Origin of the sequence: Flagellimonas alginilytica (genome assembly GCF_042134605.1) — a bacterium.
GTDB classification, from domain to species: domain Bacteria; phylum Bacteroidota; class Bacteroidia; order Flavobacteriales; family Flavobacteriaceae; genus Flagellimonas; species Flagellimonas alginolytica.
On sequence record NZ_CP169638.1, the window covers coordinates 850,001 to 863,539 of the forward strand.

Below are 13,539 nucleotides of genomic sequence, written 5' to 3' on the forward strand. Positions count from 1 at the left end.
GAACGCTGCACCTAAATGCATTTCGGGGAGTACGAGCTATTTCCGAGCTTGATTGGCCTTTCACCCCTACCCACAGGTCATCCCAAGACTTTTCAACGTCAACGGGTTCGGTCCTCCACTATGTGTTACCACAGCTTCAACCTGCCCATGGGTAGATCGCACGGTTTCGCGTCTACTACTACCGACTATAGCGCCCTGTTCAGACTCGCTTTCGCTACGGCTGCGCACCTGAAGTGCTTAACCTTGCCGGTAAAAGTAACTCGTAGGCTCATTATGCAAAAGGCACGCCGTCACCAATAAATTGGCTCCGACCGCTTGTAGGCGTATGGTTTCAGGGTCTGTTTCACTCCGTTATTCACGGTTCTTTTCACCTTTCCCTCACGGTACTGGTTCACTATCGGTCTCTCAGGAGTATTTAGCCTTGGCGGATGGTCCCGCCGGATTCACACAGGGTTTCACGTGCCCCGCGCTACTCAGGATACCACTATCTTTAACGCTCCTTGCCCGTACGGGACTGTCACCCATATCGTGCAGCTTTCCAACTGCTTCCGGTTCGTCGCGCAAAGAACATTGTGGTCCTACAACCCCGTCATTGCCGGAACAACAACGGTTTGGGCCGATCCGATTTCGCTCGCCACTACTCTCGGAATCACTCTTGTTTTCTCTTCCTCCGCCTACTTAGATGTTTCAGTTCAGCGGGTTCGCCCACCTTACGGTGTGACTGGCCTTCAACCAGCCGGGTTGCCCCATTCGGACACCCACGGATCAATGCTCATGTGCAGCTCCCCGTGGATTTTCGCAGCTTATCACGTCCTTCTTCGCCTCTGAGAGCCTAGGCATCCCCCATACGCCCTTCTTTTGCTTGTCGCACCTGTACCCTAAGATACAAATGCCCTCTCGTAATCCTTAATGTTCTATTCTACTTCGTGTTTCTTCTTTGACTTCGCACAGATCGATATAAATCAATCCTGCTCCGTCCCAATATGTCAATGAACTTTTTAACAGTCTTGAGATGTTAGATATTAGACATGAGATGAATCTCACTTCTAAAATCTGGACACCCAATACTATCCAGTGGAGAATATCGGAGTCGAACCGATGACCTCCTGCGTGCAAGGCAGGCGCTCTAGCCAGCTGAGCTAATCCCCCATTATCAGTTGTCAGTTAACAGTTATCAGTTAACAGTACTATATAACGGTAACCCAACATCTAGAATTTCCTAATCTCAGTACTCAATGAACTTATCATCGTAGTCTCAGGCAGACTTACTTCGACTGCGCTCAGCACAGGCTTCTCGTCTTTCTTTCGACTTGTAGTCTCAGGCAGACTCGAACTGCCGACCTCTACATTATCAGTGTAGCGCTCTAACCAGCTGAGCTATGAGACTGTCTTGGCCTATTGCCAGTATTTGTAACATATTATGAACGACAGCGCAATACTATAACAACCACCTCGTGCAGGACCCGATATTCCGGGCGTCTCTTTCTCTAGAAAGGAGGTGTTCCAGCCGCACCTTCCGGTACGGCTACCTTGTTACGACTTAGCCCTAGTTACCGATTTTGCCCTAGGCCGCTCCTCGCGGTGACGGACTTCAGGCACTCCCGGCTTCCATGGCTTGACGGGCGGTGTGTACAAGGCCCGGGAACGTATTCACCGGATCATGGCTGATATCCGATTACTAGCGATTCCAGCTTCACGGGGTCGAGTTGCAGACCCCGATCCGAACTGTGACCGGTTTTGTAGATCCGCGCCCCCTTGCGGGGTGGCTTCCCTCTGTACCGGCCATTGTAGCACGTGTGTAGCCCAGGACGTAAGGGCCGTGATGATTTGACGTCGTCCCCACCTTCCTCACGGTTTGCACCGGCAGTCCCGTTAGAGTCCCCATCTTGACATGCTGGCAACTAACGGTAGGGGTTGCGCTCGTTATAGGACTTAACCTGACACCTCACGGCACGAGCTGACGACAACCATGCAGCACCTTGCAGGCAGTCCGAAGAAAGGGGTATCTCTACCCCATGCAGCCTGCATTTAAGCCCTGGTAAGGTTCCTCGCGTATCATCGAATTAAACCACATGCTCCACCGCTTGTGCGGGCCCCCGTCAATTCCTTTGAGTTTCATTCTTGCGAACGTACTCCCCAGGTGGGATACTTATCACTTTCGCTTGGCCACGGAGACCGAAGTCCCCACAGCTAGTATCCATCGTTTACGGCGTGGACTACCGGGGTATCTAATCCCGTTCGCTACCCACGCTTTCGTCCATCAGCGTCAGTACATGGTTGGTCACCTGCCTTCGCGATCGGTGTTCTATGTGATATCTATGCATTTCACCGCTACACCACATGTTCCGGCAACCCCACCATGACTCAAGACCTGCAGTATCAAAGGCAATTTTATGGTTGAGCCACAAACTTTCACCCCTGACTTACAGGCCCGCCTACGGACCCTTTAAACCCAATGATTCCGGATAACGCTCGGACCCTCCGTATTACCGCGGCTGCTGGCACGGAGTTAGCCGGTCCTTATTCTTACGGTACCGTCAGACACCTACACGTAGGTGCGTTTCTTCCCGTATAAAAGCAGTTTACAACCCATAGGGCAGTCATCCTGCACGCGGCATGGCTGGATCAGGCTCCCGCCCATTGTCCAATATTCCTCACTGCTGCCTCCCGTAGGAGTCTGGTCCGTGTCTCAGTACCAGTGTGGGGGATCCCCCTCTCAGGGCCCCTAACCATCGCTGCCTTGGTGGGCCGTTACCCCGCCAACTAACTAATGGTACGCATGGCCATCCCTGTCCGATAAATCTTTAACCGAAACATCATGCGATGTAACGGTACCATGGGGCATTAATCCAAGTTTCCCTGGGCTATTCCCCTGACAGGGGCAGGTTCCATACGCGTTCCGCACCCGTGCGCCGGTCGCCGGCAAAAAAGCAAGCTTTTTCCCGCTGCCCCTCGACTTGCATGTGTTAGGCCTGCCGCTAGCGTTCATCCTGAGCCAGGATCAAACTCTTCATTGTATTTCCTTGAATGTCTGTCCGACACCCGGAAAACACGAGTCCCCGCATCAAAATGGTTCTTTATAATTCTTACGCTGTCGTTACAATATGTATATGAACTTGTTTGTTTTTTTCTTCCAATTTTAGCCCTTCGGCTTTTCAGAAGCGCCCTGCCTTATTAGCTAAGCGGGTGCAAATATACGCAGGTTATTTTCTTTCCACAAAATGTTTTTGAATGTTTTTTTCGAAAAAAAATCAATTTATATATAAGTGCTTGTTTTTCAGTATTCAGAAATTTTACACTTTATCATTTTTATGAAAAGAAATTCCAAACCAATCCGAATCTTATCACAAAATCCCGGTATGGGTAATTGGGAGCGGAGTAATAATTCGGTTCGGAAAAAATAGAATTCAAGTGTTCGGCCTTTAAATATATCCGTGTTTGTTTTACCCTGGCATTAATAAATACATCCATTAAAGGGTATGCTCCAAACTCTTCGTTGTTCTGAATATAGAATTCACCCAATAAAGGGTGGTAGGCGTCCATGTTATAGGATGTAAAATATTTAAAGGTCACTCCTGTTTGAATGTACATGGCTTTTTTGAAAACGTCACTTGAATAGTATAAGGTATTCCTTGTAACCAGGTCGGGCACATTGACCACTTGATTCTCTTGGGTCACATTTTGATACATTACCGTGTTCATTAACGCCCATTTTCTCCACTTTACCTCTTTTTCATACTTTACTTTTAAGTGATTTATTGTGCTGGATTCTTGAAATGGCCTTACAAAAGCGGTTTCCTGACCCAATCCAATGGCTTCTTCGGTAGCTGTGGATGCAAAATAACTGTAGTTATCCACTGCACTGTATTCTGCTCGGATGTTTCCTATTAATTTAGAGTCCAGACCGAATTCGATGCTCTGTGTCTGTACTTTTTCGAATGTTCTATTGTTTTGCCAGTTAAAATTTCGATAATCGCTTTGATAAAGTAAATAATTGAAGTCCGGCATACGGGACGAAATATGTATGGCCCCTGTAATCTTATTGTTTTTGTTGAGCCTGTATGCCGCGATGGCATCAAGATTATTTCCTGTTAGGTTCCCAGATACTGTGTAATTTAGATTTCCCTGCAAATGCAGCGGGCCTATTGTATTTGCATAAGTTCCTCCAATCGACACCTCGTTCCCATCCAACTTATTCTGTATGATACCTTCTTCGGTCAATAGAATACTATTGAAAAAGTAATTGTAATTGAACAGTGCTATGTTGCCGGACACCCTACCCAAAGTTTTGTTGAAAAATTCGACACTCCCTTTATTATACATGGTTTTTAACCGCACCTGATCTTCAATGGGGATCAAAAATGGGTCGGTACCAAATGCATCGTTTTGTGCGGATTGCCCAAAATCGTAAATTTTAGTCTCGTAACTAAATTCATGCCCCAAGGACAAACTTGTAGGTTCCGTATCCAATGAATCCTTTTTTTTGTTTACCAGCTTATAGTGTTGATCAAAGTAATATCGTTTTCCTAAAATTCGATTATTGGCATTGGTGTAGAGCAGGTCAATTTTAGCCCTGTCCTGAAAATCCGGCAAATCTCCTTCAAACTGATTCCTATCCAGTAATCCGCCACTTTCTTCACTTTCCATTTCCTGGGCAGCGATATGACCGCGAATACCATATCTTCCATTTTCCGTAAGATAATTGAACGTAAACCTAAATTTACCATCTTGCGCTTCTTCGTACCTATATTTGCCCAATGACCGGAAGCCATTGTATGCTATGGATGCGTTAAATCTTTTGGTAATATTAAAGGTGAGCAATGCATCCAAATATTGCCCTTGCTCCATTGTGGTCTTGAACATAAGCTCCGTCATTGGAGTGGGCACACTATAATAGTTGACGTCTTCTTTCTCGAAATACCCTGGATGTTTTGCAGATGCCCCTATTCTTGGGTAATACGGTGTTGCCGACAAAGTTAAACCTAACCGATTATAGGGCTGACCCATGTTGGCAAATGGCATTAACTCGAAATCGTCCTTTCTTAGGTAATTGTATATGTAATCCTTTTTAATGGTAAGTGTTGTGTCTACAGTTGTAGTATCCTTGTTGTAGGATATGATCTTGTAATCATGGATGCCAATAGAATCCTTGGCAGTGGGCTTTGCTGGTTTCTTTAAATTTCCCTTGGGTTTATCCTTGGCTATAGAATCTTTGGATTGCAAAAGAGGACCTTCTTTTGGATCTAGATCTAAAGTATCCGCCTTTTTGGTTGGCGGCAGGGAATCCTGCTGCGCCATTATGGATTGTCCTAGTAAGATAAATAGGGTAACAAATAAAATTCTCATTCCACGTTATTGCTTGGACAAAGGTAAAAGTTTTGTTTCTAAAGAAATGTGAAAAGTTCAAACACAAAAAAACCCTGCCATTTGGCAGGGTTTTATTTAAGATTTTATTTGACCCAACTACTAGTTTTGAGTCGAAATAAATGGATTGTTCTGAATTTCCAACTGAGGAATTTCAAATGTCAACCTTTCATCATCGTAAGGTATTGCAGTACCAACATTTGAAAGGTGGTTTGCCCCTCTAACAACTGTACCTTGATTTCTCTTAAGGGACAGGTAACTTTTTCCTTCTCCCCAAAGTTCAATACGCGTCTGAAGATAGATTTCATCCAAAAGTGCCTGACCAGAAAGCCCATCCACATAAGCGGAGCTCGGAACTCTTTCGTCCAACAACACTTTTAACATAGTTTGAGCAGCACCTGTTTGACCGGCTTTAGCAGCAGCCTCAGCGTGTAACAAATACATTTCTGCTACTCTTAAATACAAATAATCTGTAGTAATGTTGGCCTGCCCACCAATTACTCTATCCGGGTGATAGAATTTATTTAATGGCATCAAGTCCGCATAGGCTCCTTCCGGAGCTGCAAATTGTTGTTTACGAACATCATCTTCAGGGATTGCATCATACAGATCGGAATCGATTGCCTTGGCATCACCTGCCCAAGCATAACTGTATGTAAACCTATCCATTTGACCCCACCAGGAAACCAATCCAAGACCGTTATCTACAGTAAGATCAACACCCCAAATCCATCCAGATGTATTCAAATCATTGAATCCAGCCAATACTTCCTCAGAGTTCATCAAAGTATAACCACCACTATTGATAACAGCAGCAGTTAAATCCATAACTTCTTGATGGCTGTCTCCTTTAGATGCCAATACATATGCCAAAATAGCTTGCGAAACTGTTTTATCCACTTGACTTTTTGAACTTCTTGCAAAGCCGTCCAATAATGAAATAGACTCATTAAGGTCTTTTTCCATCAAAGCATATATTTCAGCTGTGGTAACCTTTGGACCATTCAAATCATCCGGACTATCGTAGATAGGCAAAATTTCAGCTGAAGGATCATAACTGTTCGCATAATATTGAGTTAAGTAAAAGTAAGCATGGGCACGCAATGTTTTAGCTTGACCCATTAAATACCTGTTCTCTTCCAATTCTGGAACAACATCGTTACCGCCCAAGGCATCGATTACCAAGTTAGCAGAACGAATAATACGATAATAAAATCTCCAAGGCATGTAATTCCTAGTTCTTGTGAAATCCGTAGTTGCCTGGAACTCGGTAATATCCGCCCTGTACCATCCATAGGTACTAACGGACAATGCCATATCCCCGGAAAGCATGTCTCCATAAATATCATACCCTTTATGACCAAAATCGTCGTGGTTCGTTGTTCCACCACTCCCGGTGGCAAACATCGTAGAGTATATACCGGAAATTGTTCCTTCAATCACTGCTGGGTTAACGGCCGCGGCCTCCCCCACTTGCTCTTGCGTTAAGAATTCAGACGGTTGCTCGTCCAAGAAATCCTCACCACAGCTCGCCAATAAAAATAGCGAGGCGATAACTGATAATTTAATATTAATGTTTTTCATAACTTTTTTTTCTAAAATTTAACTCTCACACCTAAGGTCACAGTGGTTAGAGGAGCATAAATTCTCCTTGCCGAAGCACCATTTTCCCTTACAGAAGGGTTAAAACCTTGTCTAGCAGTCTTGATGGCTAGATTATCACCTGCCAACCAGATATTTACATTTTTCAATCCCATTCTTTCGGCATCCTTAGACGGCAAGGTATAACCAATCTTGGCATTGTTAAAAGCAATATAGTCGGTACTTGTCAGCCATCTTGTAGTGGCTACCCTTTGATCCTGACCAGTTGCATCATCCAATCTAGGCACATCGGTTATATCTCCTGGGTTTTGCCATCTTTGAGAAATATCCTTGTGCAAGTTTGTAGATGCGGCACCAAAGTTATCACTCATCAATTCTGAGTATTGGTTATCCATTGCCCATCCACCCAAACTATAGGTAAACTGAGCTGAAAAATCGAAGTTCTTCACCTGAGCAGCCAATCTAAATGCTCCGAACAAATCAGGAATACCAGATTTACCTACATACTTTTGAGTTGCATCCGCATAAGTTTCGGTTGTCTGTCTCGCTACAGTTGCATCTGGGTTTTCGCTCATGTAAGCCTCCATATCCAAAATACCATCTTCACCTTCGTCGAGCGCACCGTTTCCGTTGGTATCATTGAAATATTGATAGTACATTCCAACACCATTATCTGGATTTACTCCGGCCCACTCCCTAACGTAGAAATCATAAATAGAACTTCCTTTTGAATAACCGTATGGAGCAGCGGAAACATCCAAAATTCTCGGCTCACCAGTTGAAGGCTCAATAGGCATGGTAAGAATTTCGTTGTTTATATGAGAACCATTAAAGGATAAGTCCAATTTAAAATCGTTCTTATCGATAATATGACCGGTAAAGTTGAATTCAATACCCTGGTTCAACAACTCTCCATCGTTAACGGTAACAATTGCGATACCTTGAGATGGCCCAACTCTTCGTTGGAAAATAAGGTTGTCCGTCTTTTTGCTGTAGAAATCAACTACACCATCCAAATATTTGCCCAAACCAAATTCAACACCAGTCTGGAACATTTTTGAAGTTTCCCAAGTTAAATCAGGATTCCCATTATCTCTAATTGAAAGTGATATTTGATCATTCAAGTTATTGATGTCATATGTATCGTACGCGATGTAATAATCATCCGTATCAACAGCTTGATCACCTGTCACACCATACGACGCCTTAAGCTTCAAGAAATCGAATACATTATTTCCAGACATAAAGTCCTCATTGGTAATAACCCATGCAGCTCCTACAGAACCGAATGTACCCCATTTTTCATTGATGAATCTTGAAGAACCATCCCTACGAACAGATGCGGTCAAGAAATATTTCTTATCGTAATCGTAATTTACTTGTCCAAAGTAAGATTCTATACTATACCCTCTTGAAAAACCACCAGCAGGGCCTTGAGGAACCACAAAGTTGTTCAACTCATAAATATTTGGGCTAACTGCCAATCTTTTTGAAGCATCAAACTGCTCTCTCTCGAATTGGTTGTTCTCGTGCGCAATCAACGCTTCGATAGAATGACTACCAAATTCAGTTTGGTAACGCAACAATTTTAAGAAGTTAGTGGTCAAGAAATTTCTATCTCTTTGGTACAGATCACCACCTGTTGAGATACCTCCTCCATAAAAAGGATTGGTAAATGACTTATAACGTTCTGTAGCAAACTGCGCTCCAAATCGCGTTTCAAAGGTCAAACCTTCCGCAATATTTACATCCAACGAAAAGTTACCATTGATTTCATGTCTATTTGTACCAACGAAATCATAAAGTGCCGATGCAATTGGGTTCAACTGATCCGCGTTTGGTCTTGATCTAAATCCAGATGCCGTACCATAATCATACTGATACCCGCCAAAAATTGGGTCTTCCACCAATTGATAGTTATCGTCTCTCAAGAAAACAGGGAAAATTGGGGCCATTTTATCTGCAAACTCAAACAAGTTTTCAGAACCAACAGTTTGACCATTATTTTGGCTTTTGGAATAAGCATAACCAGCGTTAACACCTACCTTTAACCACTTTTTCACTTGAGAATCCGCATTCAACCTTGCAGTATACCTACGATATCCTGTGTTTAAAGCATACCCATTATCATCCAGATACCCTATTGAAGTAAAGTACTTACTTTTTTCATTACCTCCGGCCATTCTTAAGTTAGCCTCTGTCCTGATAGCAGAATCGAATGCCAAATCAGAATATCTTTGTGGAGTATACCTTCTAGTTACACCTGGCCTTACCGTACCGGTAGCAGGGTCAATCAACTCACCGCCATCAGCTACATTCCACATGTTGTAACCAGGAGCAACGTAGTTAACCGAAAACAGATTTGCATTTGCAAAAGCAACCGGATCAGCCTCACCATCCAAAGCTGCTCCATTGCGAATTCCCTCCCAAACATAACCAATGTACTCCTCGGGAGAAGTAATCACATCGTACCTTGGAATCAACTGCATGTTAAAACCGGATTTAACATCCACCTCAACATAAGATTCGTTGGAAGAACCAGTTTTTGTAGTAATCAAAATCACCCCATTGGCACCACGAGAACCATAAATCGCGGTTGCCGTAGCATCCTTAAGAACAGTAGTCGTTTTGATATCCGCAGGGTTAATGGAATTAATGCTTCCCGTAAAAGGTACACCATCCACAACATACAACGGATCTCTGTTACCATTTACTGAACCATAGCCCCTTACACGAATCGTAGATGCGGTACCGGGCTGACCAGATGTATTGATTACAGCAACACCGGCAACCTCTCCTGCAAGTGCCTGAGACACGTTGGAAAAAGATTTAACTTCCAAAGCTTCTGCCTCAACAACGGATGCCGTACCAGCAAAGGCTTGTTTTGTTGTTGTACCGTACCCAACTACAACCACTTCCTCCAGTGCCTGCGCGTCGTCTTGCATTTGTACATTAATAGTTGAAGATGATCCAACTACTCTTTCCTCCGTCCTCTGCCCCAAATAACTGAAACGAAGCGTTTCTCCTTCGGAAGCCGAAATGGAATAGTTTCCATCAAAATCTGTTTGTGTACCGTTGGACGTCCCTACAACGACCACAGCAACACCAGGAAGTGGCAGACCCCCTTGGTCGGTCACATTACCTGAAACTGTTTTCTCTTGTGCGTAAGAGAAAGAAATGCACAACGCCAACAAAGGCGTCAGCATCCATGCTAACTTAGCTTTCATTTATTTCATTTTTTGAATTAGTCCGCCCAAAAATCAATATAAAAAGTTAATATTCAAAAAAATTAACACCTTTGCCCAGAACCGACAAAGCCAACAATAATCAATATTTTTGATAATTTTAACATATTATTAGCAACATAAATCCTTATATATGTGATTTGTAAGAATTTTTTTAACTTTTTTTTAATTAAAATGTATTTCTTGATAGTGACACTGTTAAATTTTGATAATTTATGTTAAAGTTGTGTTACCGCTCCTTTGTTGAAACCGGCACCGACGAAGCCGGAAGAGGCTGCCTCGCTGGCCCCGTAACCGCTGCAGCGATAATTTTACCGCCCAAATTTTCCAACAACATCCTAAACGACTCGAAACAGCTTTCTGAAAACAAACGAGCCAGGTTAAGGCCTATTTTGGAAAAAGAAGCCGTCTCTTATTCCGTTTGCCATGTTTTTCAGGAAGAAATTGATGAAATAAACATTTTAAACGCTTCCTTTTTGGCAATGCACAGGGCCATAGACAAACTAGAGCCACGCCCTTCCTTTATTATAGTGGATGGAAACCGATTTAAACCTTATCCAAATATTGAACACGAATGCATCGTAAAAGGTGATGGAAAATACATGAGCATTGCAGCCGCCTCTGTTTTGGCAAAAACCTACCGAGATGAGTACATGGCCAAGATCCATGAAGAGTTCCCCATGTACAATTGGAAAAAAAACAAAGGTTACCCTACAAAAGAACACAGGGAGGCCATTCTAAAACATGGCCTAACAAAATACCATCGAAAAAGCTTTAGACAACTTCCCGATCAGTTGACACTGGATATTTAAAAACGCTAACTTTGTGTCAAACTTCAAGAATGAGACCAAAGGTACTTTTTTGTTTGCTCCCCTTAATCCTACTATCCTGCACAAAAGAAGTAAAGACCAAAGATTCTTTATTGGAACATTTACCGCCCGATCCTTCCCTTGTTATCAAAATATCCAATCTCACCAATTTTAAAAGTGAGCTAAAGAACAACGCATCGCTACAATCGGTAGAGCGGTTTTCCGGCTTACAAGAAATAATGGCAAGGGTAAAAGGACTGGATCACCTCAATACAGAACAGACCTGTATACTTGCGCTTTATGAAGTAGGCAAGGACAATTTTGATTACGTACTGGCCGCAAAAAATGAATCCGGACTGTTCAATGTCGATAGCGTTGCGAACAAAACGGTTGAAACCTTGAGCTATGAGGGTGCCAACATTACAAAATACAACCTGGATGGACTGGAGGTTTTTAGCCTCAATAAAAACAAGGAGATTTTGATGAGTTCCTCCATAATGCTTTTGGAGAACATCGTTCGGCTTGGCCACAACACTTTGGTAGACCCGGTTTTGGAGAAATTGTACCAGGCCAGTTCCAAAAACAAATCAGCTACTCTGTTTATAAATCCGGCCAGCAATGCCGCCCTGCTACCGATAAAAGAGAACAATGAAATCGCCAATCCGTTTTCTTCATGGATATCGTTGGATTTTACCGCCAATTCGGACGAAGTCAATCTAAACGGAGTGGCCATGGCACCAGATTCCATAAAAAGCTTCGTCAATTTGTTCAAGGGCACCTCTCCCCTTTCCAACAAAACGCCGACATATGCACCAATTAATACCCAGGCCATTGTATCGTATACTTTTGACGATTATCAGGTATTCGCTAAAAATCAAAACAACTATTTGGATAGGGTCAGAAAAGTGGACTCCCTTTTTAACACCATAGAGGAAGTCGGTGTGATCTATTTGAACAACCAAAAGGTTGTACTGTTAAAATCTTTCGGCACAGAAAGTCTATACGATTATCTTGATCAAAGGAAAACAGCTTCACAAACCTACCAAGGCAACGAGATATTGGAGCTTCAAGAAAAAAGATGGGTGGAGCAGAGTTTTACGCCGCTTGTACAAAATTTTGAATCCAATTTTTGCACATTACTGGATAATAGCTTTATTTTTTCCGAAAACAAGGAAGCATTACAAACCATAGTCAGTAGCTACAAAAGTTCATCCTCATTGGATAAAGATCAAGGCTATCTCACCGCAAAGGCTTCTTTGGCAAATGAATCCAGCATCCTGTTTGTTTCGGATGAAACAGGTATCAATTTACTTGCAGAGCGAGAACTTTCCACTGAAATGGTTTCCGACATCAAAGACAGCGATTTTAAGGATCAAGTTTTTGCCTCACAAATGGTAATGGACAATGGCTTTGGGCATTTTAATATTCTTGTGTCCAAAATTGCCAAAAGACAAGAGCAAAATACCGTATCGCCCCTATTTACATTGGAACTGAACACCGATTTGGCCACTGACCCACAATTCGTGATAAACCACCGGACCAAAAAACAAGAAGTTGTAGTGCAAGATCAGAACAATGTTCTCTATCTAATCTCCACCGACGGAAAAATTCTCTGGACCAAACAATTGGACGGAAGGATACAAGGTGACATCCAACAGGTTGATATCTACAAAAACGGAAAACTACAATTGGCCTTTTGCACCAACGATCAATTTTTGATCATAGATCGCAATGGGGACGAAGTAGCACCTTTTAACATTGATTTTGATGGAGGCAATCTAAACCCACTTGCCGTTTTTGATTACGATGGCAGCCGTAATTACCGCTTTGTGGTCACACAGGGCAAAAAAGTATTTATGTACAACAACCAAGGAAAAATTGTAAACGGTTTCACGTTTAAGGAAGCTCCAAGCAACATCCTTGGGGCTCCCAAACATTTTAGGGTGGGCAACAAGGATTATTTGGTATTTAAACAGGATAACAATACCCTAAGAATACTGCATCGTGTTGGCAGCGACCGTATAAAGGTGACCGAGAAAATAGATTTTTCCAACAACGAAGTGTTCCTTTATAAAAATAAGTTCTCGGTAACGAACAAAGCCGGGGTTTTGCACCAAATAGACACAAATGGAAAACTAGTGGCCACCAATTTTAACTTAAACGCGGATCACGGATATTATGCCACGAGCAATACTTTGGTATTTATGGACGACAATATCCTAAGCATTAAAGGAAAAAAAGTTGAATTGGAACTAGGAGTTTATTCCAAGCCAAAAATATTCTATATCTACGATAAAATCTATGTTGCTGTAACGGACATCCAAAACCAACAGATCTATTTATTTGATAGTCAGGCCAAGCCCATACCAAACTTTCCGGTTTATGGCAGCTCCCTGATCGACCTCTCGGATATGGACAATGACAAAAAACTGGAGCTGGTCGCCAAGGACCAGGACAACTCGTTGATCGTGTACCAAATCAATTAACAAGATCTCGTAACTGCTACCTATACAATAGTT

General features: G+C 42.8%; 5 protein-coding genes, 2 tRNA genes and 2 rRNA genes (1 of these 9 running past the window's edge). 2 read left to right on the forward strand and 7 right to left on the reverse strand.

The genetic code is table 11. The features are described from left to right. From ABTP35_RS03830 to ABTP35_RS03860, 7 genes are all read right to left on the reverse strand, one after another. Positions 1-869, reverse strand: a 23S ribosomal RNA gene (locus ABTP35_RS03830); it reaches 1,950 nt to the left of the window's first position. 206 nt (positions 870-1,075) lie between these two features. Further along, positions 1,076-1,149 (reverse strand) — tRNA-Ala (locus ABTP35_RS03835). A 164-nt stretch (positions 1,150-1,313) separates the two neighbouring features. After that, positions 1,314-1,387: transfer RNA gene (locus ABTP35_RS03840), tRNA-Ile, on the reverse strand. Between the two features lie 104 nt (positions 1,388-1,491). After that, positions 1,492-3,017, reverse strand: a 16S ribosomal RNA gene (locus ABTP35_RS03845). The 16S and 23S rRNA genes sit together here with 2 tRNA genes alongside, the layout of an rRNA operon. 292 nt (positions 3,018-3,309) lie before the next feature. Continuing rightward, positions 3,310-5,346, reverse strand: coding sequence for a putative porin (locus ABTP35_RS03850; protein WP_293293766.1), 2,037 nt, complete (start codon positions 5,344-5,346; stop codon positions 3,310-3,312). A 120-nt stretch (positions 5,347-5,466) separates the two neighbouring features. After that, the gene (locus tag ABTP35_RS03855) at positions 5,467-6,948 is read right to left on the reverse strand and encodes a RagB/SusD family nutrient uptake outer membrane protein (RefSeq protein WP_375334454.1); all 1,482 of its coding nucleotides are present in this window, start codon (positions 6,946-6,948) and stop codon (positions 5,467-5,469) included. Positions 6,949-6,959: 11 nt separating this feature from the next. Then, entirely contained in the window at positions 6,960-10,193 is a 3,234-nt protein-coding gene (locus tag ABTP35_RS03860) for a SusC/RagA family TonB-linked outer membrane protein (protein WP_375334455.1), read from the reverse strand. A 233-nt stretch (positions 10,194-10,426) separates the two neighbouring features. Between ABTP35_RS03860 and ABTP35_RS03865 the strand changes: the two genes are divergently transcribed. Both ABTP35_RS03865 and ABTP35_RS03870 read left to right on the forward strand, forming a co-directional pair. Continuing rightward, on the forward strand, positions 10,427-11,023 hold the full coding sequence (locus ABTP35_RS03865) for a ribonuclease HII (protein WP_375334456.1): 597 nt from the start codon (positions 10,427-10,429) through the stop codon (positions 11,021-11,023). A 29-nt stretch (positions 11,024-11,052) separates the two neighbouring features. Then, on the forward strand, positions 11,053-13,506 hold the full coding sequence (locus tag ABTP35_RS03870; protein WP_375334457.1) for a ribonuclease HII: 2,454 nt from the start codon (positions 11,053-11,055) through the stop codon (positions 13,504-13,506). Positions 13,507-13,539 lie beyond the last annotated feature (33 nt).

Excerpts from the sequence above, each read along its gene's own strand:
- ABTP35_RS03870 (WP_375334457.1), top strand. The coding sequence starts at position 11,053 with ATGAGACCAAAGGTACTTTTTTGTTTGCTCCCCTTAATCCTACTATCC.
- ABTP35_RS03855 (WP_375334454.1), bottom strand. The coding sequence starts at position 6,948 with ATGAAAAACATTAATATTAAATTATCAGTTATCGCCTCGCTATTTTTA.
- ABTP35_RS03860 (WP_375334455.1), bottom strand. The coding sequence starts at position 10,193 with ATGAAAGCTAAGTTAGCATGGATGCTGACGCCTTTGTTGGCGTTGTGC.
- ABTP35_RS03865 (WP_375334456.1), top strand. The coding sequence starts at position 10,427 with ATGTTAAAGTTGTGTTACCGCTCCTTTGTTGAAACCGGCACCGACGAA.
- ABTP35_RS03850 (WP_293293766.1), bottom strand. The coding sequence starts at position 5,346 with ATGAGAATTTTATTTGTTACCCTATTTATCTTACTAGGACAATCCATA.